The organism is Bernardetia sp. ABR2-2B (genome assembly GCF_037126435.1).
GTDB lineage: Bacteria > Bacteroidota > Bacteroidia > Cytophagales > Bernardetiaceae > Bernardetia.
The window spans coordinates 3,656,207-3,680,935 of record NZ_CP147020.1; the positions used below are offsets into that span (position 1 = coordinate 3,656,207).

22 protein-coding genes and 1 tRNA gene are annotated in these 24,729 nt (G+C 31.4%); 11 read left to right on the forward strand and 12 right to left on the reverse strand.

Annotated elements, in window-relative coordinates; translation table 11 throughout:
* Window positions 1-5: 5 nt before the first annotated feature.
* From WAF17_RS15320 to WAF17_RS15345, 6 genes are all read right to left on the reverse strand, one after another.
* The gene (locus WAF17_RS15320) at window positions 6-437 is read right to left on the reverse strand and encodes a hypothetical protein (RefSeq protein ID WP_338761346.1); all 432 of its coding nucleotides are present in this window, start codon (window positions 435-437) and stop codon (window positions 6-8) included.
* A 120-nt stretch (window positions 438-557) separates the two neighbouring features.
* A complete protein-coding gene (locus tag WAF17_RS15325) occupies window positions 558-1,013 on the reverse strand; it encodes a biopolymer transporter ExbD (RefSeq protein ID WP_338761348.1) in 456 nt (151 codons plus the stop codon).
* Window positions 1,014-1,083: 70 nt separating this feature from the next.
* Entirely contained in the window at window positions 1,084-1,665 is a 582-nt protein-coding gene (locus tag WAF17_RS15330) for a biopolymer transporter ExbD (protein ID WP_338761351.1), read from the reverse strand.
* 10 nt (window positions 1,666-1,675) lie between these two features.
* Window positions 1,676-2,215 carry a hypothetical protein gene (locus tag WAF17_RS15335; RefSeq protein ID WP_338761354.1) on the reverse strand — a complete coding sequence of 180 codons (540 nt, stop codon included), beginning with the start codon at window positions 2,213-2,215 and terminating at the stop codon, window positions 1,676-1,678.
* Between the two features lie 155 nt (window positions 2,216-2,370).
* A complete protein-coding gene (locus WAF17_RS15340; protein ID WP_338761356.1) occupies window positions 2,371-3,216 on the reverse strand; it encodes a MotA/TolQ/ExbB proton channel family protein in 846 nt (281 codons plus the stop codon).
* Window positions 3,217-3,669: 453 nt separating this feature from the next.
* A tRNA-Ser gene (locus WAF17_RS15345) sits at window positions 3,670-3,757 on the reverse strand.
* Window positions 3,758-4,100: 343 nt separating this feature from the next.
* On the opposite strand from WAF17_RS15345, the gene WAF17_RS15350 reads away from it, so the two are divergent.
* Window positions 4,101-5,576, forward strand: a complete 1,476-nt coding sequence (locus tag WAF17_RS15350) for an MFS transporter (protein WP_338761359.1) — start codon at window positions 4,101-4,103, stop codon at window positions 5,574-5,576.
* Window positions 5,577-5,660: 84 nt separating this feature from the next.
* Here WAF17_RS15350 and WAF17_RS15355 read toward each other — a convergent pair whose 3' ends face one another.
* Together WAF17_RS15355 and yidD are read right to left on the reverse strand one after the other, a co-directional pair.
* Window positions 5,661-7,166 carry a Do family serine endopeptidase gene (locus WAF17_RS15355; protein ID WP_338761362.1) on the reverse strand — a complete coding sequence of 502 codons (1,506 nt, stop codon included), beginning with the start codon at window positions 7,164-7,166 and terminating at the stop codon, window positions 5,661-5,663.
* A gap of 287 nt (window positions 7,167-7,453) precedes the next feature.
* Window positions 7,454-7,690: a membrane protein insertion efficiency factor YidD gene (gene yidD, locus WAF17_RS15360; RefSeq protein ID WP_338761364.1), complete on the reverse strand. Its 237-nt coding sequence runs from the start codon at window positions 7,688-7,690 to the stop codon at window positions 7,454-7,456.
* Window positions 7,691-8,027: 337 nt separating this feature from the next.
* Between yidD and WAF17_RS15365 the strand changes: the two genes are divergently transcribed.
* Complete coding sequence (locus tag WAF17_RS15365; RefSeq protein WP_338761366.1) at window positions 8,028-8,447, forward strand: ATP-binding protein; 420 nt, start codon at window positions 8,028-8,030, stop codon at window positions 8,445-8,447.
* A gap of 160 nt (window positions 8,448-8,607) precedes the next feature.
* Window positions 8,608-9,870, forward strand: a complete 1,263-nt coding sequence (locus WAF17_RS15370; protein ID WP_338761369.1) for an S-adenosylmethionine:tRNA ribosyltransferase-isomerase — start codon at window positions 8,608-8,610, stop codon at window positions 9,868-9,870.
* Between the two features lie 97 nt (window positions 9,871-9,967).
* Here the strand turns inward: WAF17_RS15370 and WAF17_RS15375 are convergent, their stop codons facing one another.
* Window positions 9,968-10,270 carry a hypothetical protein gene (locus WAF17_RS15375; RefSeq protein WP_338761372.1) on the reverse strand — a complete coding sequence of 101 codons (303 nt, stop codon included), beginning with the start codon at window positions 10,268-10,270 and terminating at the stop codon, window positions 9,968-9,970.
* A 126-nt stretch (window positions 10,271-10,396) separates the two neighbouring features.
* Here WAF17_RS15375 and WAF17_RS15380 point away from each other — a divergent pair, with 126 nt between their 5' ends.
* Together WAF17_RS15380 and WAF17_RS15385 are read left to right on the forward strand one after the other, a co-directional pair.
* The gene (locus WAF17_RS15380) at window positions 10,397-12,442 is read left to right on the forward strand and encodes an OmpA family protein (RefSeq protein WP_338761374.1); all 2,046 of its coding nucleotides are present in this window, start codon (window positions 10,397-10,399) and stop codon (window positions 12,440-12,442) included.
* A gap of 45 nt (window positions 12,443-12,487) precedes the next feature.
* Window positions 12,488-13,501 carry a PDDEXK nuclease domain-containing protein gene (locus WAF17_RS15385; RefSeq protein WP_338761376.1) on the forward strand — a complete coding sequence of 338 codons (1,014 nt, stop codon included), beginning with the start codon at window positions 12,488-12,490 and terminating at the stop codon, window positions 13,499-13,501.
* 23 nt (window positions 13,502-13,524) lie between these two features.
* Here WAF17_RS15385 and WAF17_RS15390 read toward each other — a convergent pair whose 3' ends face one another.
* Window positions 13,525-15,687, reverse strand: coding sequence for a GAF domain-containing protein (locus WAF17_RS15390; RefSeq protein ID WP_338761379.1), 2,163 nt, complete (start codon window positions 15,685-15,687; stop codon window positions 13,525-13,527).
* A 307-nt stretch (window positions 15,688-15,994) separates the two neighbouring features.
* Here WAF17_RS15390 and WAF17_RS15395 point away from each other — a divergent pair, with 307 nt between their 5' ends.
* The 5 genes from WAF17_RS15395 (at window position 15,995) to WAF17_RS15415 (ending at window position 21,164) form a co-directional block, all read left to right on the forward strand.
* Window positions 15,995-16,960 (forward strand): VWA domain-containing protein, encoded by a 966-nt coding sequence (locus WAF17_RS15395; RefSeq protein WP_338761381.1) that lies wholly within the window; start codon window positions 15,995-15,997, stop codon window positions 16,958-16,960.
* A 158-nt stretch (window positions 16,961-17,118) separates the two neighbouring features.
* Window positions 17,119-17,667, forward strand: coding sequence for an acyl-CoA thioesterase (locus WAF17_RS15400; protein WP_338761383.1), 549 nt, complete (start codon window positions 17,119-17,121; stop codon window positions 17,665-17,667).
* 6 nt (window positions 17,668-17,673) lie between these two features.
* Window positions 17,674-18,537: a hypothetical protein gene (locus WAF17_RS15405; RefSeq protein ID WP_338761385.1), complete on the forward strand. Its 864-nt coding sequence runs from the start codon at window positions 17,674-17,676 to the stop codon at window positions 18,535-18,537.
* A 245-nt stretch (window positions 18,538-18,782) separates the two neighbouring features.
* Window positions 18,783-19,898, forward strand: a complete 1,116-nt coding sequence (locus WAF17_RS15410; protein WP_338761389.1) for an SPOR domain-containing protein — start codon at window positions 18,783-18,785, stop codon at window positions 19,896-19,898.
* A 144-nt stretch (window positions 19,899-20,042) separates the two neighbouring features.
* Window positions 20,043-21,164 carry a hypothetical protein gene (locus WAF17_RS15415; RefSeq protein ID WP_338761391.1) on the forward strand — a complete coding sequence of 374 codons (1,122 nt, stop codon included), beginning with the start codon at window positions 20,043-20,045 and terminating at the stop codon, window positions 21,162-21,164.
* 268 nt (window positions 21,165-21,432) lie between these two features.
* Here the strand turns inward: WAF17_RS15415 and WAF17_RS15420 are convergent, their stop codons facing one another.
* Complete coding sequence (locus tag WAF17_RS15420; RefSeq protein WP_338761394.1) at window positions 21,433-21,894, reverse strand: PepSY-like domain-containing protein; 462 nt, start codon at window positions 21,892-21,894, stop codon at window positions 21,433-21,435.
* A 614-nt stretch (window positions 21,895-22,508) separates the two neighbouring features.
* Between WAF17_RS15420 and WAF17_RS15425 the strand changes: the two genes are divergently transcribed.
* Window positions 22,509-24,095: an FAD-dependent protein gene (locus tag WAF17_RS15425; RefSeq protein ID WP_338761397.1), complete on the forward strand. Its 1,587-nt coding sequence runs from the start codon at window positions 22,509-22,511 to the stop codon at window positions 24,093-24,095.
* 99 nt (window positions 24,096-24,194) lie between these two features.
* On the opposite strand, the gene WAF17_RS15430 is transcribed toward WAF17_RS15425, so the two are convergent.
* A complete protein-coding gene (locus tag WAF17_RS15430) occupies window positions 24,195-24,614 on the reverse strand; it encodes a nucleoside-diphosphate kinase (RefSeq protein ID WP_338761400.1) in 420 nt (139 codons plus the stop codon).
* Between the last annotated feature and the right edge of the window lie 115 nt (window positions 24,615-24,729).

Sequence of the window (24,729 nt, forward strand, 5' to 3'; positions counted from 1 at the left end):
ATAGTTTATTTCTCTTCCTCAAACCACTCCAAACCCTTCTCCACGGAATCAAACAAACGCATGTGATAACCTATTTCTTTGAGTTCGCTATTTTCTACTAATTCTTCAGCAGAAAGTTGAGAAAAAAGATTTTTACTTTGAACGATAGCCTCATAATTCATTCCTAGTGCGACCATTTTAGGATTGAACTGCTTTAAAAACCATTCATTTACCTCTTCAAAAGAACCTTCTAATTCTACAATGACTGAAATAAGATGAGTAAAATGATGTTCTGTTACTAAGTCAATTACTTTTTGATGTCCTTCCTTCAGTTCTTGAGGCATACAGAATCCTTTCCATTCTTGTAGGAGAATATGAGGATATTCTTTGAGTTGATAAAAATGAGCATAATTATCACCCAGTTCATTTTTTACTTTTGTTAGAAACTCTTTTTCCATATCATCAAAATTTATAGTAGAAATAGTTTAGTACAATTAAGATACAATTATTTTTTATACATAAAAAAGCCACTCCCAATAAATTGAAAATGGCTTTTTCTTTTTTTTAGTTTTATGATACTATTCCTCTCCTTTGGAGGCTGCATAATAAATTTTAAGAGCTTCTGTTTCACGAAGTTCTTCACGTACATCTATCACAACTCCCATATCCAAACCAACATCACCTTTTATAGCTACACGAAAACGATTTTTATCTACTTCGGGTACATTTGCCATAGATTCTATTGCAAACTGTTGAATTTGGTCTAATGTAATGAATACATCATTTACTTGAATACGAGGTGCTGTACCAAATTGGTCTGCTTCTTTTGGTTTACCAATATAAATATTAGCTACTAAATTGGCTTTTTCCATTTTCTGTACTTGATTTGCTTGTGGCAAAAGTACGTTTACTTTAAGTGTATTTTCCCTCATTACAGTCGAAACCATAAAGAAGAAAAGTAACATAAAGATAATATCTGGCAAAGCAGAGGTAGGTATCTCTGGATTCGGTTTGGCTTTCTTTTTAAAAGGCATTCTATTTCTGGTTTAGAAATGGTATTTCTATATATCTTATAACATATTTTAGTTATTAACGAGCTTATAACTATTTTGCTCCTCCACTACCTGTTGGCTCTGCATCAGATACATTAAGAGGATATTTATCTTTAGCTAGTTTATAACGATCTTTGTTTACTTGCGTATCCTGTCTTGATATTTCTAAGAAATCCTCAACAGTAATTTTTTCACCTAATTCTCTAGTCAGATATTCTGCTCTAAGTTCATTATATCCTTGTAATATTTCATCTAAAACTGTTAGATAAGTAGTATAATCTGTACCTCTATCAGTTTTGATTGAAATAATAGCATCTTTTGGACTTACAGAAAGCTCAGGATCAGCACCGTAGTTATTTACGTGCGCTTTTACCTCTTTTTTTATCTGACTCATAGTACCTTCTTCTCCTTCAATAAGTAATTCATTGCTAGAGTTGATGATAACCTTATAAACATTTCGCTTATTGAGTTCAACAGGAGGAACTTCTCCTTCTGGCTTAGGTGCTAAATCTCTATAAACTCCTTTTTCGGAAGCAATACGTGTAGTTACTAAGAAAAAGATAAGTAATAGAAAGGCTATATCTGCCATCGAACTGGCATTTACGCCTACATCGTCACGTTTTTTCTTTCCCATAATAATTTTTTTATCTAAATGAACGGCTTACTTCACCAAAAATAGCTCCTACGAAAGCGACTGCAATCATAACATATGTCATAATAAGTACGCCTCCAATATATTTTGCACCTTCTGCACTCATTTCTTCATCGGGTGTTTTTACAGCTGTTGCATCAGCAAAAGCATAACAGATAAAGAAAACAACGACTAAAACGCCTAACGAGATAGCGATTTTGACAAGTGATTTTGGGTCTTGAGTAACCGTATAAATCAAAGGAAGTACAATAGCTGCAATCATTGCAAAGCCAACAAGTACATAAGAGAGAGGAATAAACCAATCTGCTACTGCATTACCTGTAATTTGTTCTTCTACCTTTGTTGGTAAATTTACTTTGTCCTTGAGTTCGTCCATTTGGTCATCAGTAACATCTGTATAACCTTTTTCTTCTACGGCTTGCTTTAGTGCGAGTTCTTTTTGAGCAGGATAGCCTGAACAGCCATACACTCCAAAAGCAACGAATAAAACGACAACTATACCGTAGACTATTAAAGAAAGATATTTTTGCATAATTCTTTTTATCTAAATTTTGTCTGAGATGAGTATTCTAGTAAATGTTAATAAGCTTATTTCTAAATTAGAGTAGGTGTATTATTTATATAGAATTTACTTCAAAATAATTTATGAATACACCTATTCTCTACATTAATTCTTTCGTTAACTAATTACTTAGAAAGATCATGTTTGATAAGCAAATCTACAAGAGAAATAGAGGCATCTTCCATATCTGTAACAATTGAGTCAATTTTAGATACACAATAATTATAAAATATTTGAAGAATTACGGCTACAATAAGACCACCTACTGTTGTAAGAAGTGCTACCTTAATACCACCTGCTACGAGTGATGGCTGAATATCACCTGCTGCTTGAATAGCATCAAATGCTCCAATCATACCGATTACAGTACCCATAAACCCAAGCATTGGGGCAAGAGCGATAAAAAGTGAAATCCAAATAAGTCCTTTTTCTAACTTACTCATTTCTACCGAACCAGAAGACATAACTGTTTTCTCTACGATTTCGATGCCACGATTAGCACTCATTAAGCCTTGTGCAAAAATATCAGCAATTGGACCACGAGTAGCAGCACAAACTTCTTGCGCTCTAGAAACTCCACCTTCACGGAGAGCATCTTCTACTTTAGCTAATAGTTTGTCTTTGTTTGTTGAAGCAAGATTAAGAACGATAATACGCTCAATAGCAACTGCAAGACCGATAATCAAACAGATAAGTACCAATGACATAAATTGCCATCCACCTTCAATAAATTTTTCTTTGATAGCTTCGTGAGTTGTTTGTTCTTGAACAGGAACTGCAGCAGCAGCTTCTGCGTCTAATTTGGCTTGTGCAGCAGCAGCTTCTTGCTCTGCTAGTTCTTGTGCAGTAGCAATGGAATCTTGAACTCTATCTAATGAGTCTTGATTTACCATCATGTCATCTTGTTGAGCATGTGCTGTACCAATAGCAAAGAAGCAGATTAGGGCAAGCAGAGAAAATAATTTTTTCATATTAGTCTGAGTGATTTACGGAGTAAATAATCTTAATAGATTAAGGTTTAGCAGTTTGGGCTAAGGTTGTAAAATTTATTGATAATAAACTAAATTAAAATTAAATGGGCTGTATTTTCATTTGAATGAATAAATACCAAATGATTCAATTTTAATTTATTAAAAAAGCAATATTTGACAAAGTAATAAAATTTCAGTCAAAAAAAATAATGTTTTCAGTACCAGTAAAGGTTTTTGCTAAAAAATTATTTTAGAATTAACACAAACTATAAAGTTCTATTACTCTTATCTTAAAACGGGTATTTGAAATTTCAAAAAGCAGGTTTTGAAGAGTAACAGTAGATTAAGAATACATTTTATGCCCTAAAAGTAACATTTTAGTTTGAGATAATCAAAAAAAAAATTCTAGTTCATTTAATTCTTCTTTCTAATTTGATAGATTTGGTTACTTTGTAGAGAGGAAGGGATTCGAACCCCCGATACCCTTTTGGGGTATACTCGCTTTCCAAGCGAGCTCCTTAAGCCACTCGGACACCTCTCTAAAGGTTATCTAAATTTTGAGCAAAGTATCTTTTATTCTTTATTCTACTTACAAATAAATCAAGAAAAAACACGGTATGCAAATTTTATTTCATTTTTTTTGACAATCTATCTAAACTTATTTTAATAATATGCGTATAAGTGTTTTTTTATCTTCAAAAAAGCCTTAAAATCAAAACTTTATCAAAAAAACAGCAGTACATTCAATATTTACAGACCTCTGAGAAGAAACAAGGTTTGAGAATCTATCAAAATCATGTATTTTGTGCTTAATTAGTTTTTTCTAAAAATCTATTAAAAAACAGGAAATAGTTTTATTCTAATTTCCTTTATCGTAACTGCAATTGGAGAATAACTTAGATACAAAGCCAAACAAAATAGAAAAATCAATTAAAATTGATTTGAATACCACAAAAATAGGACAAGGTTCAAAAAGAATCTACAAACGTCCCGAACTTCCTATTACAGCTGTTTTGGGTAGTGCTTTTCTTATATACGGCGTTCTTTACCATGCTGCTGCATTTGCTGTTTTGGGAGCAGTTTTTTCATATGATAGAAGTAGTAGTGAAACAACTATTTTGATGAATATTCGTGATATTAGTTATATTATCTTTACCATAGTAGGTGCTATCATTGTTCCTCGTTGGTCGGCTCGTAATATAATTGTTGCTTGTTTGTCTTTAATGGCAGTTTGTGCTATTGCTGTATCTTTTCAAACTCATAATTTTGCTTTAGCTGAATTTTTATTTTTTCTCACAGGTGGTTCGTTTGCTCTTGTTCGTTTGGCTGCTTATTGGCTTGTTAGTTTAGAATCAAAGCATAAGGGACAACATGCAAGACGAATAATGCACTTAGAAGGAATGTATTTACTAGGTATTGCACTTAGTTATCTTCTATTTCTGCCTTATATTAATGATATTGACTCTTCTTGGACACAAGCCTATTGGATTCTTTTACCATTTCTTGCCATTGTTATTGGATTCCAATTTTTACATTATCATTATCCTTTGCGTTCTGTTCCTGAATCTTGGAAAAATGAATTTCGTCATGCTAGTAAATCATTGAATGGGTTACTTGTTAATTCTATTTTATTACTCTCTTTATTTTGCGTTTTCATTGCCTCTATTATTTATGTTCATTTTGAAGAGTGGGCAAATGTTTTTGCTGCCAAACTGATAGATTTAAATAACAGACAATTTTATGACTTGGGTGCTTTAGGCATTATATTTTTGGTAATGGCAATCAGTCGCTTATTTATTGGAGTTATTTTACAAAGAGCAGGACGCTTTATGATTTTTGTTTTTTGCGTTTTAGGACTTATGTCTTTAGTGCTTTGGAATGGGGATATTTTGGGTAGTCAGACTATTTATCCAGCTGCTGTTTTTGATGATATTTCGCCTTATTCATTGCTTCTTCCTGCAATAGCTTTTGTCTTAGCTCCTATCTTACCATTAATTTATGCCGTAGTGATTACACAAGCCTCTGAAAGACAACAACCTCTTGTTATAGGTCTTTTATTAGGCATGACAATGATAGGTAAACTTTTATTTACCTCTCTTTCTATTAAATCGTATGACTATTTTGTAGATTATACAGCTTTTTATTTAATACTTATTCCTCTTGCTTTACTCTTAGTTTTGTTCTTTCTAGCTTATTCAGATTTGAGCAGGGATTCAAGATTATTTAATAGAAAAAATAAAAAAACGAAAAAACCTAAAAAAACAAGACGAACTATCATACGCAGATTTAATTCTAGAGATAAAGTAAAAAAGCAAAATCAAGGTTTAGATGAAGATTTGGTGTGGATAGATGAAAATTGAAAGATTATTCAAAACACAAAAAAGTCAGATAGCTCAAAGACTATCTGACTTTTCTTTAAAAATTTAATCTAAGAAAGCTAAAGTTTACATTGCAATAGCAAAAAAACCTCTTCTACCTGTTGGGTGAAAGCCTTCAATCAAAACACCTCCTGTTTTTCCTTCTAAAAATTCGATTACATCAGCAGAAGTATCTACTTTTTCTTTGTCTATGTGTGTAATAACAAATCCTTCAGGAACTTGTGCTTCTTTAAATTTTCCATCATCAATAGAAACTATCTTTACACCTGTCGTTCCGATTTTGGTAGCCATCTCTGGAGAGATATTTTGAATTTCTATTCCTAGAGATTCAATATTCATCATCTTACCAGCCTCATTTGTAATTAGTGTAGTTGTTCCCAAACGATTTTTGAGTTCTACATTTGTGTTTCTCTCTTTACCATTTCTAAGATAAACAACTTCTACCTTATCTCCTGGACGTTTTCTTGCAATACGCTCTTGAAGCTGCGCCGAAGTATTTACTTGTACATCATCTACTTCAATAATTACGTCACCTTTTTCTAATCCTGCTTCTATTGCACCACTATTTTCAGTTACACCAGCTACATAAACTCCACGCACAACAGAAAGATCTAGTTCTTTAGAAAGGTCTGCTGTTACATCTCTAATTTGCACACCCAAAAGACCACGCTGAACGATACCATGTTTTTTCAAATCTGTATATACTTTCTTTACTATCGCCGTAGGAACAGCAAAAGAATATCCAGCAAAAGAGCCTGTTTGAGAAGCAATCGCTGTATTTATTCCAACAAGTTGTCCGTTTACATTTACTAATGCACCTCCACTATTACCTGGATTTACTGCAGCATCTGTTTGTATAAATGCTTCAACACCTAATCCATCTTGACGACGCAAAATATTAATATTTCTAGCCTTTGCACTTACAATTCCTGCCGTTACGGTAGAGGTAAGGTCAAACGGATTTCCAATAGCAAGTACCCACTCGCCTACCTGCAAATTATCAGAATTTCCAAACTGAACTGGCATCAGCTCCTCGTCTGCTTCAATTTTCAGAACAGCCAAATCCGTGCTTGGGTCTGTTCCGATAAGTTCTGCTGTATAGCTTTTTTGATTATTCATAACCACGTCAATACGAGTTGCATTTTCTACGACGTGATTATTGGTTACGATATAACCATTTTTTTCGATGATAACACCTGAACCCGAACCCATTCTAACTTCATTCTTATTGCGATTTCTATTAGGCGATTGTTGTCCAAAAAAATCTCTAAAAAGGTCTTCCATTGAATCTTGCTGACGATTACTCATCAAAGCAGGATTTCCAAAGGTCTGAATATGAACTACGGCTGGAGTAGCTTTTTTGGCTGCTTCTACAAAACTCAAGTTTTGAGGAGAAAGAGTTGGGTTTAAAGGGTCTGGATTTCCAAATCCCGTCTGTACAAAAGGTTGATTTGTGTTCTGAAAGTTACTTTGACCTTGTGTTGTGAAAAAGTTTAAATAAATACCCAAGGCAACTCCTCCACCCACAATAGCAGAGAGTAAGGCAATAAAAAATAATCCTAATCTTTTCATGTTTTAGATTGATTTAATTTAAGTGTTAATTTTATAATTATAATGAAACGCAGTATATTATTTGGTTTATAAACTGCATTGTATGATTTTCGTTTTGATTTATTAATCTTATTACTAAATTCGTACTAATTTGTCTAGTTGTCAATTTGATTAACAATTTCTAAGAAAAGCTAATAAAAATAATGAAAAAATAGCATAAAATTAAGATTGCTTATAAGTTATACTGTTAAACTAAAGGTTTTTAAATGTCTTTTTGTCAGTTTTAATAAAAAAAATGTCATTTGTTTTTAATCAACTGGGTCATATCCACTTCCACCCCAAGGGTGACACCTTCCTATTCGTTTTAGTCCTTTCCAACCTCCTTTGAAAGCACCATGTTTTTTGATGGATTCGACCATATAAACTGAACAAGTTGGTGTATAACGACAACGAGGAGGAAGCATAGGTGAAACAAAATATTGATAAAATCGAACTATTGCTAAGAATATATAAGAGAAGAAACATGAAATAGCTTTTTGTATCATGGTTAGTAAAGTAATAGGATTATTTGAATAATTAGTTTGATTAGAACGTTATGAGGAGTATTTGCGTTATAATTTGGTTAGAATAATTTCTCATCTATTCAATATTTTTCTGATAAATACCGAAAAAAACAAAAATAAGTGAGAATAAATAAGTTTGTTTTTACAGCAATCCTTATATTTGATATTTGTATCTATAATCTTATGCTATTCAACTAGCAATAATCATAAAAAACTAATTATTGAGAATGGTTTTAGAATAAAAAATATTCTGTTTACTTCATTCATCAATCAATATTAATTTCCTTTTTACCCTTCATATTGCAACACATCAACTATTATGAAATCAGTTTTGCACATCAAAATCCCTTCCCTGTTAGAAAATATTCGTATTGTAGAGAGTTTTATAGATAATGCTCGTGATAAATTTAATCTAAATGATGATATATACGGAAATATTATGGTTGCTGTTACCGAAGCTGTAAATAATGCCATTATTCATGGAAATGGAAAAGATAAAAATAAAGAAGTAGATTTGAGCTTAGAAGTAGCAAAGGAAAAACTGTTTTTTACGATAAAAGACCAAGGAAAAGGATTTGACCCAGATGCTTTGCCTGACCCAACTGCACCAGAAAATCTCTTGACTATTGGAGGAAGAGGAATCTTCTTAGTGAAAAATCTAGCTGATAAAGTTGATTTTTTAGATGATGGCAGAACAGTCAAGATGACTTTTAATGTAACCAATTCAGTTTTAAACTAATTTTCAATCAATTACGAATTAAAAATTACGATTAGCTTTTTTATAAAAAAACTGTTTAGGAGTTAATTTGACACAATATATTCGATGATTTTTTATCAAACCAGATTAAAGTTATTAGAAATTAACTGATAACTGTTTACTGATAACTGATAACTGCCCTGTGGAAAAGATAAATTTAGAAGATTATACCTATCATTTGCCAAGTGAGCGAATTGCCCAAAACCCTTTAGAAAAAAGAGATAGCTCAAAGCTTTTAGTTTATAATAAGGGAGCTATTTCGCATCATCATTTCACAGAAATTACAGATTTTTTGAGTGAAGATTATACCTTATATTTTAATAATACTAAGGTTATTCCTGCACGTCTTTTATTTGAAAAAAAGGCAACACAAAAGGGACAAAATGGAAAAGGTGCAACCATAGAAATATTTTTGCTACACCCAATCTTACCAACTGCTGATGTTAGCGAAGCAATGCTTAGTACAGAAAAATGTACTTGGAAGTGCGTTGTAGGGAATCTTAAAAGGTGGAAAGAAGGATTGGTTTTGGAAAGGGAGCTAGAAATTGATAATCAAACTGTTCTGATTCAAGCCAAGATAGCAGATAGAAAAGAGCTTTTGATAGAGTTAGAATGGAAAAATAATAATCCTAATTCAACAGAAAAAACTCAAATTCCTTTTGTAGATATTGTGGAAAAGTTAGGAGTTATGCCTTTGCCTCCTTACATAAAAAGAGAAGCAAAACAGAAAGATTCCTCTACCTATCAAACTATTTATAGCAAGGCAGCAGGAGCAGTCGCAGCACCGACAGCAGGATTACATTTTACTGAAAATGTTCTTCAAGATTTGGCAAAGAGAAATATCAAAACAAACGAACTTACGTTACATGTAGGAGCAGGAACTTTTCAACCTGTCAAAAAAGAAAATGCTGGAGATGTAGCTACACACACAATGCATTGCGAACAGATTGTGGTTACAAAAGAAAATATAGAAAGTATTATTGATTCGGAAAAAGTCGCTTCTGTCGGAACTACTTCTATGCGAACTTTGGAGAGTTTGTATTGGTATGGAACAAAAGTTTTATTGAAAAATGAGGTACAATTCTTTATTGAAAAATTAGAACCTTATAGCTATGATTCTGAAATAAAATTGCCTTCTAAAAAGGAAAGTTTTGAAGCCATTTTGAAGTATATGAATGATTCTAATCAAGAAAAACTAACAGGCGAAACCGAAATTTTCATTCTCCCTTCTTATACTTTTCGTGTTTGTGATGCGTTAGTTACTAATTTTCATATGCCCGAAACTACACTTATTTTGCTTGTTGCTGCGTTTATAGGAAAAGACTGGAAGAAAATCTATCAAGCTGCACTTGATAATAAGTATCGTTTTTTGAGTTATGGAGATTCTTCTTTATTGTTTTTGTAGGGATTTACTTTATTGATTTTGACTTTAGAGTAAAGTCTATCAAATACCTTTGAAAATATACTGATACTAGAATAACTTTCAAAGCTATTTTTTATAACTACGTAACATATAACGTAATCGCAAAAGTTATAATCATAATTACTATATCAATCAAAGACCACTTTAAATAACTTACTTTTCTATTAAATATCAAAAAAGCTATATACATTCCCAATAATGCAATAGCTGACTCTAAGAAGGTAGTCCATAAAGGAGGTCTAAAACAATAAAAATGACCTTGTGGAAAAAAAGAAGTTTTTATTACCCAAACATTAAATGAAAGCCAAATTAAATTACAAACAGCCATAGAAAAGCCTATAATATTTGCTGCATATTTCTTTAAGAATACTTCTAAATTCATAGTTTTGAGAAATTGTTTTTTTACTCTAAATTACTCAGATATAAATATACTATTTTTAAAACTAAAATAGAAACTAACTTTAATTAAAGGAAAGATAGATAGTACAGTAGATTATTTTGATGAAATATGAAAAAAATAATAGTCATAGCTTTATTGATTTTTATAAATATTCCTTTTTGTTTTTCACAAATTGGTTATAATGAAAAGGAGTTTTTTTTGAATGGAAAAGAAGACTTCAGAAGTGCTAAATACAGAAGTGCGCTCTATTATTTTGAAGAAATAAAATCGGAAAATAACCTACATCAAGATGCAAAATATTATGCTGCTCTTTGTAAGCTACATTTGCATTTACAGGAAACAGCTTTAGACGAATTGAAGGCAGTTAATACAAATCATCTAAAAGAAAATACACATTATTTTTATTGGTTAGCAGAAGCCTATTTTTTGAATGAAGAATTTGGAAACGCTTTAGAAATGCTGAAACTCTATGCAGACCAAAATCCAAAAAATAGAATAGAAACGTATGATAGGCTGCTTTCTCATCTCCGAACAGCTTTAGAGCTTTATCAAACACCAGAAAATTATCTTGTCCGAAATATGGGGCAGCACATTAATTCTCCTTTTCACGATTTTGGGGTAAGCAAAATACCGTTTTCTGATAATTTGATTTATAGTAGTAATCGCCTTACTTTTAAAGAGAAACTTACGGATACTTACGACACTCAAATATTTACACTCTACAATGCTAAAATAGAAAAAAATGGAATAGTAAAAGAAATCGAAGAGTGGAATAAATCAGAGTCTTTGGATTCGCAATTTAGCATCTTACAGATTCTGAAATACGAACTTACAAGCAGTGATAAGACATTTTTGATTTCTCAAAATGGAGACTTAAAAACACTCAAGCGTGAAAAAGGAGTTTGGCAAACACCTCAATTATTTTCTCAAACATTGAGTAAAGAAAGAGGAATTCAAGAGTATGCTTGTCTTTCTGATGATAAAAAAACGATTGTTTTTGCTTCTGATTACAAATCGAAAGGAAACTATGAACTCTTTGTGTCAAGTAGAGAAGACATTGATAGCGATTTTGAAGAACCTAAGTTATTGAATAAACTGAACTCCAAATCAAATGAAGTAACTCCTTTTTTGGATAGAAATAACACACTTTATTTTAGTTCAAATAGAGTAAAGACAGCAGGAGGTTTTGATATTTTTAAAGCAGAATTTGATACAGTTTCAAGAGAATGGACAAATCCATTATTGCTTCCTTACCCAATAAATAGTGTTGCTGATGACCTTTATTTTAGCATAGATAATTCAAATAATCAAACAAAGCAGTTAGGTTATTTTGTTTCTAATAGAATAAAAGGACAAGGAGGAGATGATATTTATGAAGTTTTCTTTTTTGATTCGGTAGAAGTAAAGGGACAGTTTAGAGAGCGAACAATAGATAAAAAGCCTGTTCAAGATGCGAATGTTATTTTTAAAAGTATAAATTATGCAATAGATAGCGCAACTTTCCAAACCCAAACCGATGAAGAAGGGAATTATAAAATTAATATTCCAATATATTTGAAAAGCAAAGTAAATACTTATAAACAAATAATTTCTAGTTATTCAGCGAAGCTAAAAAATAAAACTGTTTTTGATATAGAAATTCGTCATCAGAACAGATTAGTTTATCAAGACCAAATTTCATTAAACCCTTACAATCTTGCAAAGCGAAATTCTAAAAGTTATGTAATTAATGCCTATTTATATGTAGAAGAAGAGGAAACAAATCAATCAGAAAATATAAAATCATTACAAAAACTAGCAGATAATTCTAGCAAAAGCATTACACTAAAAAATATTTATTTTGAAAATGGAAATGCTGTTTTAAAGTCAGAATCCTATAAAATGCTAGAAGAGGTAGCCGTATTTTTAGATAAAAATCAAAAACTTAGCTTGGAAATTATTGGACATACGGATAATATTGGAAGTGCATCAAAAAACCTTGTTTTATCTAAAGAAAGGGCGCAGAGTGTTATTGATTTTTTGGTAAATAAAGGGATAGAAAAAACGAGATTAAAAGCAAATGGTTATGGGCAAGAGCGACCAATAGCAAGTAATGATGATGAAAAAGAAGGACGAGAACTAAATCGCAGAATTGAAGTGAGAGTTTTTGAGTAACGTTTATATTGATACAAGTTTAATCCATAAAATTAAAAAAACCACATGGAAATTAAAGAATATCAAAATTTATTTTTAGAAGTAAAACAGGTAGTAAAGCAATCTCAAACAACTGCTATCACAAAAGTTAATCAAGAGCTTTTGAACTTGTATTATCAAATAGGAAAGATAATTTTAGAAAAACAAAAACAAAAAGGTTGGGGCGCAAAAGTAATAGATACACTATCAAAAGATTTATTGACGGATTTTCCTACTATAAAAGGTTTTTCTGTAAGAAATCTAAAGAATATGAGAAAGTTTGCAGAGGCTTATCCCAATTTTCTAATTGTGCAGACAGTGTCTGCACAATTAAGTTGGTCTCATCATGTTTTGTTACTCAACACATTTTCAGAAGAGAGAATTAGAACATGGTATATAAACAAATCAGCTCAAGAAGGTTGGTCATATAGAGTTTTGCAACATCAAATTAAGCTAGAAGTTCATAAGAGTTTTGGTTCATTACCAAATAACTTTGATACTCATTTTTCAAATAGTGAAGCCGAATCTATTACGCAACTTTTTAAAGACGAATACATATTTGATTTTATTTCTCAAAATGATAAAATGAAAGAGAAAGACTTGGAAAGTGAATTAGTCAAAAATATTACAGATTTTTTACTCTCATTGGGAAAAGGTTTTTCATACATTGGAAAGCAATATCATTTAGAAATAGGTAATCAAGATTTTTATATAGATTTATTGTTTTATCATTATAAACTAAAATGTTTTGTTGTTGTAGAACTCAAAATTGATGATTTTAAGCCTGAATATGTAGGTAAACTCAATTTTTATCTCTCTGCTGTTGATGATTTACTTAAACAAAAAGAAGATTTGCCTTCTATTGGATTGTTGTTATGTAGCTCAAAAAACAATACAATCGTAGAGTATGCGTTGAGAGATGTTTCTAAACCTATGGGAGTGGTTTCGTATTCAGTAAGTAAAAAAATACCTGATAATTTGAAAGATAGTTTGCCAACAGAAAAAGAACTAAAATCTATTTTGAAGAGAAATTTTAAATAAAAATAAATCAAATCCGTATTTTTTTATTCTATCGGAATAATATCTTCATATTCTGTAAATCGAACAGGATTAAGTGAAGTTACTTCTCTGTTTACAATTGCAAAACCTGTAATTCCTCCACCAACGGTAATAAGAGGGAAAAATTCTAATTCATAATATAAATCTTCAAATTCAGAGTTTTTGATATTCGAAACCATTGTAAAAGATTCCCCACCCAAAGCACGTTCGTAGTATGGTTTCCAATATTCTAATTGCTCTTGTGTCAGAATCTCTAAAATATTTGAGCCATTCGGCACTTCTGTTCCCTTCAACCTTCGTAACATAGTAGCATACGAACGATTCAGAACCTTTATGTTATATTCCTCATCAAGAGCCAAAATCATACTTTTGGTACTATTTACAACACCTTCATAATTAGCCAAACGCTCCTTCAAGTCAATTTGAATTCTTTCTAATTCTTCTTGTGTAGTTGTGAGTTCTTCCATACTTTGGCGCATTTCCTCTTCCTGCGCTCTCATCTGTTCGGCATACATTTGAGATTCTTCTAAAAGCAACTTTGTACGTTCATTGCTTCGTACGTTTGAAAGTGTGGCTGCAATACTTTCAGATAACTTAATAACAAAAGCAAGTTGATATTCTTTGATTGGCTTGAAGGAAGCAATTTCAATAACACCATGTACTTCGTCGTTCGAAATCAAAGGAACAATCAATAAATAACTTGGCGTGGCTTCTCCTAATCCAGAAGTAAGACGAATATAGTCAGATGAAATTTGATTAAAATACAAATGACCTTTTTCCATAACTGCTTGTCCTAAAAGTCCTTGTTCGACAGGAATGGATTGTTCTATAAATTTTTGTTTATTGTAAGCGTATGCAGCTTTCAAAATAAGATTTGACTTTGCATCATCATCTTGCCCCTCTTTTTCTAAGCTATAAATTCCACCTTGGTTAGCTTCTAAATAATGAACCAAATTAGAAATGAGTTGATACGACAGCGCTTGCATATCTTGTGCATGTTGGCGCAAAATATCTGAAAATTTAGCTGTTCCTTCATTTGCCCAATTTCTGCGTTTATCCTCTTCTGCATTTTGTTTTAAGTCATTTCTCATCTCTAAAAGAGCATAACCTAATGTATCTTTCTTGCTTCGTACTTCAAAATCTTTATCAAAATTTCCTTTTCCTACTTGAGTTGCAAAGTCTGTAATATGTTCCAGTCCTTGTGAAAAACGACTCAAATCTTGAATCAGATTACCAACTTCATCGTGAGAACGAGCTAAAAGTGTACGAGAAATATCACCTGCTGCCAAACGATTGATAAGCTGACGGATTTTTAGAAGTGGATGTAGAGAAGTCTTGACGACAAACCAATAACCCAAGCCAATAATAACAGCATTAATTAAAAAAAGTGCTACCATCCAATAACGTAAGCGAATTTGATCGTAATATAAACGAGTAGAGAGAGAGTTTTCTAAATTTTTATTGAGCAGAACAAGTTTTTCAGCATTACGGATAATAAAATTTACATCTGGGGCAATATTTCCATTCAATACATTATCAAACTGATATTCCATTTTTCTATAATTGATAGAGAGAGCTGTATTTGCTGCATTATCATCAAAGGAAATTGAACCCAAATCATCTAATCCACCATCTAAACTACCAAGACCTAAATCTCCTAAAGAAAACAAATCATCTTCTGCTGAAAGCTGATTTACCGAATTAGTTGTACTTTCAGGAACATAATAAACAAGAACACTATCGTGGTGTAATTGACTAGTCGTTCTTATTTTTGTAAAACGCTTATCAAACTCTTTCCAAAGGCGTTGAAAGGAAAGCAACTGATTACTAATGTCATCAGAAACAGGTTGTACTTCAACTTTTTCATCGAAACGAACTTTATAAACACCTCCATTTTGAAGAATAGCTAAATTTGAATTCACAGAACTAACACGATTACTAAGGTCATTAAGGTCAGTTTGTTGATTGCCATCTACAACATTTCGAAGGTAAAAAATAGCTTGTTGAATAGACATTCCATTTCGCTGTGCAATATCTAATTTTGTTCCGTCATCTAAAATATTAGCATCTAACCTAAAAACTAAAAAATAATGAAGCAAAAGCATTACAAACAATCCTGAAAACAGAATAGCTAGTTTTTGACTAATTTTTAGATGTTTGATATTCATAATCATAAGAATTTAACCCCCAAGAATTTTTTAAAAAACTCAAGGACTCAACAAAAGAAACTAAAAGATACAAAAAGAATTTAGGAGTTTCAATTTTCTCTAAACAAACCCTGAATAAATTCGACAAATACGTTTCAATCTATTAAATACATAAACATATTTCTTTTCTAGTCTTTGATAAGAAATTTGATAAATTACACTAAAAAGTTCCTATAAATCATAGTTTTTGCTTACTTTCACTCAATTATTTTATTAAAATATTTTTGGAAAGTTTAAAATTAATTCGACACGAGATTTTATTATAATTATGATTTGGAACAATGATTTAGGGATTCTTGAAACTGTATTTATTCTTGTTTTTTTGCTTTTATATGGACTTTATATTTTCAGAACACACAAAAAAGCAAAATACCTTCGTACTTCTTCAAAATATGTTTGGTTAAAGTTTTTACTCCGAAGTAGTTATTTTATTCTACTTATTTTGGCTTTACTGGGACCTTCTTTTGGAGAAACAAAGCAAGAAGTAAAGAGTGTAGGAAAGGATATTTTTTATTTAGTAGATTTATCTCGTTCGATGGATGCAATAGATATTCAGCCTTCAAGAATGGAGCGCATCAAGCACGAACTTAAAGGAATTACGGCTGCTTTCCCATCTGATAGACAGGGGATTATCATTTTTTCATCGGAGGCATTTCTACAATGTCCACTTACAAGCGACCAAAGTGCATTAAGGTTAATTTTAGAATCTTTAAATACTGGACTTGTACCGAGTGGAGGAACTGATTTTGCTCCTCCTTTGAAAATGGCATTAGAAAAATTTGAAAATGATAAAGACACCAAAACAAACTCTAAAATTATTATAATGATAAGTGACGGCGAGGATTTTGGAGAAGAAACTGATGATGCCATCGATGAAATTGAAGATTTGGGCATCAAACTCTTTGCATTAGGAATCGGAACAGAAAAAGGTGGCAAAATACCTTCTGGAAGTGGTTTCAAAAAAGACCAACGCAATGGAGAAACAATTATTACTAAACTAAATCCAACAGATTTACAGGATTTAGCCAATCAAACAGGAGGGAAATATTTTGAAATTGGAGAAGTTCAAAATGATGTTCAGCGTCTGATAAACTCTATACAAGCTATTCAAGGAGAAGTAAGAGGTGTTAAACAGATTGATACAACAACAAATAAATATTATTACTTTCTCTACGCAGCTCTATTTTTGGCAATCATTGATGTTTTGTTTACTATAAAAGTCATTAAGATATAAAACTAAGAAAACAGGTTTAAAAGTCCTTGATTGAACCCTACCTATGTTTCGTGAGTTTGCCCTATTTTTTAGAATTTTAAACAAAAACATTCAATCAAAATTAGGTAGTTTTGTAAATTCAAATTATTTGTAATCATTTTTAACTCGTAACTTTTCTTATGCAACTTCCTCAACCAAAACACAAAATAAATCCGTTATCAAAAACTGAATTTCTTGTTCGTTTTCAAGACTGCGACCCGTATGGACACCTAAATAACGGAAGATATTTGGATTATTTCTTAGATGGCAGAGATAACCAAGTTACTTATGATTATGGTTGGAAATTAGTAGATTTTATCAACGAAGAAAAGAAAGGTTGGGTAGTTCAGAAACAAGAGTTGGCTTATTTGCGCTCGGCTGTTTATGGAGAAGAAATTGTAATTCGAACAGCAACTGTTTTTTATGATGATTCTAATTTGATGATTGAATGTAGAATGCTTAACAAAGACGAAACGCAATTAAAATCACTCCTTTGGATGAAATTGGTATTTATTAATTTGACCAACGGACGAAGAACAAATCACACAGAAAATATTAAAGAATTTTTTTCAAAAGTAGTTTTAGATGAATTTGATGCCGAAAAAATTACATTTGATGAACGTGTAAAAGAGCTTACAGCTTTTTATAAAGGTCAGAAACAGAAAAAAAGTAATATCAGTAAAGTTTAAGAAATCATGAAAAAACATAATTCAATTCTTCTTTTAACATTTAATATTCTAATCTTTTTTTCATCGGTTAATGCACAGACTATTGATAATTTTTCTAAATTCACAAAAGAACAGATGGAAGTAAAATACCATCCTTTACCGTCTAGGTTTGTCGAAAGAGGAGATACTTCTATAACTATTTTTACTGGATTTTATGAAGATTATGCAATATATTTTGTCAATCCCTACCAATGTTTTGGGACTATCACATCTAACCCCATAGGGCTTATAATTGATGGAAAAGAATATGGTTTTTATTGTGATTCAGAAAGAGAAACTAAAAAACATGTTTTCAATTTCTTAGATATTTATGAATTTGAATATTTAGATAGAAAATATGTTAGTTTTGTAAGTCCCAAAGAAAATGACTTTACTGATGATAATCTTACTTATTTTTGCTATAATTTTTTTGATATAACTGATAGAGCAAATGTAATTGCCAACTCATATACTAAAGATGCAAAACAAACCACTGTTTGGGAAGAATTAGAAGTATTGCATCAAGCGATTGCACTTACTTTTCATCCTGCTGAAGATGGAGATTTTGAACCTGTCAAAAATGATTCTGATGAGCTTCTGGAAGCTGCTAAAAACCTCTCAAACTCTGAGTTACCAGCTTATTTTGAGAAAACAGAGAATCAAATTTTGAAAAAAGAGATTCAGGTTGTATTTCCAAAGTTAGTACAACAAAGTAAAGAATTGCATAATTTAGTACAAGAAAAAAAAGCAACAGATAAAGAGTTATTGCAGAAGTTAAATAACTTGCACAGTATTTATCATCATATTGAAAAATTAAATAATCAAGCAAAAAAAAGTAATAGTAAAGAGTAAAAAATATCAGAATTAAGAATTTTCTGTTTTTTATAAAATTAGCTAAATTGAACCTTAAATAAAGCTATAAAACAAATTCAATACAATACAAATAACATTTTTGGTTCGTATTTTGGATATGTAGTTTTGATTAGAAAAATAAAAGTTATCTTTCTAATTCCATTTTTTCAACTTTTTATTTCTTATTCTCTAAAATACTTGATTCTAATTTGACTTTTAATATAGTTCAAAATGCCTTTTTTATTATGAAAAAATATATTCTATTCTTATGCTCTGCTTTTGTTTTCTTGGCTTTAAATCAAACTACTAATGCACAAGCTATTTACAATTTCCCTATGCTTGTTCAAGAACAAGTAGAAGTAAAATCACATCCTTTGCCTTCAGGATTTGATGAAAAAGGAGACACTACACTTACCGTTTATTCTGGTTTATATGGTGATTTTTCAGTTTACTTTGTCAATGGTCCTCAATACCATCATATCTTAAATCCCAATCCAACAGGTCTTTTGATTAATGGAAAAGAATATAATTTTTATTGTGATTCTGAAAGAGGAAGTCAAAAAAATATTTCTAACTTTTTAGATATTTATGAATTTGAATATTTAGGAAGAAAGTATGTTTGTTTCTTTAGCTTTAGAGAAGATTGTTTGCACAAAGGTTGTTTGTATCGTTGTTATAATTTATTTGATGTAACTGACCGTAATAATGTAACAGCTAATTCTTTTGCAAGTATATATGGTGAAACATTCACATTTGGAGATTATAATAGTGATGGAATGATGGATTTTATTCGTGTTGCCTCTCAGCTTCCTCCAAATATTGAAGAAGACAAAATCCCAACAGAAGATAAATCACTTTACGGACTTGTTACTGTATTTTCATTTGATAAAGAAGGTAAGGCAGTTGATGTAAAGCACGAGGGAAATAGCTATTATTTGTTTATAAAAGGAACAGACGAAGAGTTTTCGGGTTTTGAAGTTGTACAAAATGATTGGTTTATTCCATTGAAAGACCAGTCTGGTAAAATTGCTCCTATTACGCCTTATTTTGCGCCTTATGTCTCCTTTGACCCTAAAGAACCGTTTTTATATGATGCAAAAGGCTACCGAGTTCCCCAAAATGTCTGGGCTGTACAAGTGGCTGAGTTCGATGAAATTGAAGGTGCATTAGATTATTGTGAATACCTAATGCAAGGAGGATTGGAAGATGTCTTTGTTTATATTGACCAATATAATAGGGATTTGCATTTCTTGGTGTTGGCAGGTAATTATCAAAACAAAGAAAAAATACAAAAGCTACAATTAGATTTAAAGAAAGCAGGAGTAAATGGTAGATTAATAAACATGAGGACAGAGTTTTAAATATATTATTTAATTCTAGGTATTCTAATTATCGATAATATAACTTTTGCTAAAGTATAGCGTTTTGAAAATAAGAATACAAAAAAAATATCCTTAAAATTACACTACAAAGTCTGCTTATTTAATAAAGAAAAAATGCAGTTTATGAAAAATATATTCGTATTTATTTTATTTATTGGTTCATTTGCGCTATTCAAATCTTCTGTTTTGGCACAAGATTATAAAATAGGACAGCTTAGTCAAGAACCTGTTACTATTACAATGCAACCTACGCCTTCACTTCCTAGAGAAAAGAAGGATACTAGTTTTACAGACTATCAAGGGTCAAGTATTCCGATTTCTTTATACGTACTTAATGGACCTCAGTATCACCCAATCATAAACCCTGCACCAACAGGAGTTTATGTAAATGGACAACACTTCAAGTTTTATTGTAGTATTGAGCGTTCGTTAGTTCAGTATTTAAGTATCTTTTTAGATGTCTATGAATTTGACTTTTTAGGTAGAAAATACCTTTGTTTTTATACATTGAGTGAAGAGTGTATGACAAAAGGTTGTCGTTTCAAGTGTTATAATTTATTTGATATTACTGACCCAGATAAGGTGGTAGCTTATGCTTTCAATAGTATTTTGCCAGGAGTAGAATCATTTGGTGATTTTAATTTTGACGGAAAAATGGATGTAATTACGGCACTTCCAAAGATACCAGAGAGTTTTGTAGAATCTCCAGAAGATGATAGAAGGTCAAATGTTCTTATTACTGTTTATACACCAACAGAAAATGGAGACCTTGCAAGAATGGAAAAAGAGGAAGACGGAAATCCTTATTATATATATGTAAAGCCAGTTGATGAAGATATTCAAGAGTTTGCTGTACTGCAATATGATTGGTTTATGCCATTCAAGAAAGATAATGAAGTATTAGAAATTGCTACTTTTTATCCTCCTTATCAACCCTTTGATCCCAAAAACGATTTTATGTATGACCATAAAGGACATAGAATTGATAAACGACGCTGGGTAATTCATCTAACAGATTTTCCAGAGCAAGAAGGAGCGCAAGAATTTTGTGAAATGCTAATTGAAGAAGGATATAGAGAAGCTTATATAAAAGTGGATCATTATGGACCTGATTTTACTTTCAAAATTCTTTATGGAAACTATTGGAGTAAAAAGAAAGCCGAACAAATACAACATATGCTCTTAGAAAAAGGAGTATTGGACAGGCAACAACCTGGTAAAGTAATTCCTTTAGATAGAAACTAATAGAGGAAAATAATAACCACTTAAATTTGGAGAAGCTATACAAGAAGTTGTATAGCTTTTTTTTGGCTATAGGTACGAAACGATGGTATCTATTGATAATAATAAAACAAAAGCTATTTTCTATTTTCTTGGTCTATTCTAATAGACTTGATGTATTCAATTAGATATTGAAAACCAGTATATAAATAAAAAAGACTTCATTCTATGCAGAATAAAGTCTTTTCAAAATATTAATATTTTATGGGGAGTGAAATCAAAAAATAAATACTTATTTGATTGTACTAAGTGCAGACTCATCAATAGAACTAACATCTTCTTCTTTTGTCATGTTTCCGTCATTATCAAAACGGAGAGCTTTCGTTTCACTAATAAAAACTAAAAAAGTAGTCCCTGATTCATTCTCAATTCGTCTTACATGTCCACTTTTTCCTTCATGATTAGCAGCCAAATACTCTATAATTTTAGTGGGTGCAGTACCAGGATTAAGTGAAATAATAGTATCAATCCATTTTCCATTAGCATCAAAACGAGCTGATTTTACTTCATTTTCTTGTTGAAAAATAATATTATGCTCTCCATTGATTTCGTGGCAACTAATTACTTTAGCTCCTGTAAATTTTTGTTCGAAAGTAGGCTTTACATTAGCAGGAATGCTTTGAGAAAAAGCAAATGCTTGACTTCCAAAAGCAAAAACAAGAACAAATGAGATTGAAGCGATAAATTTTAACATATTGATATAAAAGATATTAGAATTGTGGATAGTGTTTTTTGAAGAACTATAATCAAATTATAACTCTTGACTTAAATTTCTATGAAACTAAGACAATTATCGTGCAAAGGAATTAATCTTTGTTAAGAATAAAAATATTTTAGTCTGATTCAAATGTAACAAAACAGAATAATTAGAATGGTAATGAGACCTAACTTTGAAGAAAAACGAAAACCTTCAAATAATTATGACTCTTTGTATCATTATAAAAGAACAAATTACTATTCTAGTTGCACTCTAAAGAATAATTTTAGTCTGATAAGGTACAGAAATACTTTTAATATTACAATTTACTTTATCAAAAAATTAGCGTAAGACTTTATTTAATTCTTAATCTATTTTTAACCAAATTGGTTTAGAAACTCTGTTTTAATAAATTACACTCCTACAAAAATAACATAATTTATTGATTATCAAATAGTTATTTGGGTTTTTGTGCAAAAAAAATAATCTTTTCTGATTTTTGATTCACTTTTTATGAAAATGCCTTTATTAACTTAACTTTTAAAATAAATAATTTTAGTTTACGTATTTTTGTAGGACTAAAATATGAAAAAAATAAAATTTCATTAGAAATGAAAAAAGAACTTTCCTTTGTCCTGCCTCCAGAAATTGCTTTTGAAAAAGAAGCCTTTGAAAAATTTATTTATCAAAAACTAGATATTTCTGAAAACACAGAAGACGTAACCATTAGGCAAACTCGTAGGTCTTTAGATGCTCGTCAGCGAGATTTGAAGGTCAATGTTTGGGCAGAAGTTTTTGTAGGAGAAAAAGCTAGTTCAGCTATTTCGTACAAAAGAGAGTATCCAAATGTCAAGAATGTGCCACAGGCAATTATCGTAGGTGCAGGACCAGCAGGGATGTTTGCTGCTTTAAGATTAGTAGAGTTAGGAATAAAACCAATTTTGATAGAGCGAGGAAAAGATGTCAAAAAGCGAGTTTCGGATATTGCAGCTATTAGTCGTCGTCATATTGTCAATCCAGATTCTAATTATTGTTTTGGAGAAGGAGGCGCAGGAACATATTCAGATGGAAAACTCTATACAAGAGCCAAAAAACGAGGAGATTGGCGAAGGGTCTTAGAGATTTTTGTAGCTCACGGAGCAAAAGAAGATATTTTGATAGATAACCATCCTCATATTGGAACAAATAAATTACCTAGAATTGTGGCAGAAATGCGTCAAAGTATTTTAGATGCAGGAGGAGAAGTTTTGTTCGAAACCAAAGTAACTGATTTCATTATTACAAAAGGAAAAGAAGAAGAACTCAAAGGTGTAGTTTTAGAAAACGGCGATAAAATAGAAGGAATAGGAGTTATTTTGGCAACAGGACACTCTGCGAGAGATATTTTTGAGCTTTTGGACAGAAAGCAAATCTTGATTGAAGCCAAACCTTTTGCAATTGGTGTTCGTGTAGAGCATCAACAAAAATTGATTGATAAAATTCAATACAAACGAGAAACGAGAGATAAATATTTACCTGCTGCATCATATTCTCTTGTTCAACAAGTGCCTTTTGATAATTTAGAGAAGGGAGTTTTTTCATTTTGTATGTGTCCGGGGGGATTTATTGTTCCTGCTGCAACATTGGAAGGCGAAGTGGTAGTAAATGGAATGTCGCCCTCAAAACGAAATTCAAAATATGCTAATTCTGGAATCGTAGTGGCGATAGATGAGCGAGAATGGAACAAAAAATATGCAAAAAAAGGAGCTTTAGCAGGATTGTATTATCAAGAAGAAATTGAAAAAAATGCTTGTCAAGTTGCAGGAAATACACAAGCTGCACCTGCACAAAGACTAATAGATTTTACACAGAAGCAACTATCTTCTTCGCTTTTGGATACGTCTTATCAACCAGGATTGGTTTCTGTAGAAATGGGAAAAGTTTTACCTCCCGAAATTGTGGAGCGTTTGAGAATTGGTTTTAAGGCTTTTGATAAAAAAATGAAAGGATTTTTGACCAACGAAGCGCAAATTGTGGGAGTAGAAAGTCGTACTTCTTCGCCTGTCCGTATTCCTAGAGAAAGAGAAACAAACGAGCATCCAATTTTGAAACGCTTTTTTCCTTGTGGAGAAGGTGCAGGGTATGCAGGTGGAATTGCTTCGGCTGCTATGGACGGAGAACGCTGTGCTGAGAAGTTGGCAGAATTGTATGGGAAGTAGGAACTGAAAAATTAGGATAGCTAACTTAGAGAACAAAAAACCATTTCAAAAACTAAATTTTGAAACGGTTTTTTTATAAAAATCAATATATTATTTGATTTAGAATTGCTCTAAACGAGAGAAAAAGAAATTTCCTTCAATTTGTGCATTCTCATCAGAATCAGAACCGTGAACAGCATTTGCTTCGATAGATTCGCCATATTTTGCACGAACAGTTCCAGCTTCAGCATCTTTAGGGTTAGTTGCACCAATAAGCTTACGGAAATCTGCTACGGCATTATCTTTTTCTAAGATAGCTGCAACGATATTTCCAGAAGACATATATTTGCAAAGGTCGCCATAAAAAGGACGCTCTTTATGCACTTCGTAAAATTGTCCTGCACGCTCTTCAGAAAGACGAGTAATTTTTGCAGCTACCAAACGGAAACCTGCTTCTTCTATCATTGCCAAAATATTGCCTGTATTATTTGCGCCAAAAGCGTCAGGCTTAATCATTGTGAAAGTACGGTTAGTTGCCATAATTTTTCTAATCCAATTTTGAGTAAAAAATATTTTTGTAGATTTTCTTATACTATCTGATTACAAGAAAAATTCAATGGCGCAAAAGTACACTTTTTTATTTTAAAATAAGAAT

Excerpts from the sequence above, each read along its gene's own strand:
- WAF17_RS15320 (WP_338761346.1), bottom strand. The coding sequence starts at position 437 with ATGGAAAAAGAGTTTCTAACAAAAGTAAAAAATGAACTGGGTGATAAT.
- WAF17_RS15325 (WP_338761348.1), bottom strand. The coding sequence starts at position 1,013 with ATGCCTTTTAAAAAGAAAGCCAAACCGAATCCAGAGATACCTACCTCT.
- WAF17_RS15330 (WP_338761351.1), bottom strand. The coding sequence starts at position 1,665 with ATGGGAAAGAAAAAACGTGACGATGTAGGCGTAAATGCCAGTTCGATG.
- WAF17_RS15335 (WP_338761354.1), bottom strand. The coding sequence starts at position 2,215 with ATGCAAAAATATCTTTCTTTAATAGTCTACGGTATAGTTGTCGTTTTA.
- WAF17_RS15340 (WP_338761356.1), bottom strand. The coding sequence starts at position 3,216 with ATGAAAAAATTATTTTCTCTGCTTGCCCTAATCTGCTTCTTTGCTATT.
- WAF17_RS15355 (WP_338761362.1), bottom strand. The coding sequence starts at position 7,166 with ATGAAAAGATTAGGATTATTTTTTATTGCCTTACTCTCTGCTATTGTG.
- yidD (WP_338761364.1), bottom strand. The coding sequence starts at position 7,690 with ATGATACAAAAAGCTATTTCATGTTTCTTCTCTTATATATTCTTAGCA.
- WAF17_RS15365 (WP_338761366.1), top strand. The coding sequence starts at position 8,028 with ATGAAATCAGTTTTGCACATCAAAATCCCTTCCCTGTTAGAAAATATT.
- WAF17_RS15375 (WP_338761372.1), bottom strand. The coding sequence starts at position 10,270 with ATGAATTTAGAAGTATTCTTAAAGAAATATGCAGCAAATATTATAGGC.
- WAF17_RS15380 (WP_338761374.1), top strand. The coding sequence starts at position 10,397 with ATGAAAAAAATAATAGTCATAGCTTTATTGATTTTTATAAATATTCCT.
- WAF17_RS15385 (WP_338761376.1), top strand. The coding sequence starts at position 12,488 with ATGGAAATTAAAGAATATCAAAATTTATTTTTAGAAGTAAAACAGGTA.
- WAF17_RS15390 (WP_338761379.1), bottom strand. The coding sequence starts at position 15,687 with ATGAATATCAAACATCTAAAAATTAGTCAAAAACTAGCTATTCTGTTT.
- WAF17_RS15395 (WP_338761381.1), top strand. The coding sequence starts at position 15,995 with ATGATTTGGAACAATGATTTAGGGATTCTTGAAACTGTATTTATTCTT.
- WAF17_RS15400 (WP_338761383.1), top strand. The coding sequence starts at position 17,119 with ATGCAACTTCCTCAACCAAAACACAAAATAAATCCGTTATCAAAAACT.
- WAF17_RS15405 (WP_338761385.1), top strand. The coding sequence starts at position 17,674 with ATGAAAAAACATAATTCAATTCTTCTTTTAACATTTAATATTCTAATC.
- WAF17_RS15410 (WP_338761389.1), top strand. The coding sequence starts at position 18,783 with ATGAAAAAATATATTCTATTCTTATGCTCTGCTTTTGTTTTCTTGGCT.
- WAF17_RS15415 (WP_338761391.1), top strand. The coding sequence starts at position 20,043 with ATGAAAAATATATTCGTATTTATTTTATTTATTGGTTCATTTGCGCTA.
- WAF17_RS15420 (WP_338761394.1), bottom strand. The coding sequence starts at position 21,894 with ATGTTAAAATTTATCGCTTCAATCTCATTTGTTCTTGTTTTTGCTTTT.
- WAF17_RS15425 (WP_338761397.1), top strand. The coding sequence starts at position 22,509 with ATGAAAAAAGAACTTTCCTTTGTCCTGCCTCCAGAAATTGCTTTTGAA.
- WAF17_RS15430 (WP_338761400.1), bottom strand. The coding sequence starts at position 24,614 with ATGGCAACTAACCGTACTTTCACAATGATTAAGCCTGACGCTTTTGGC.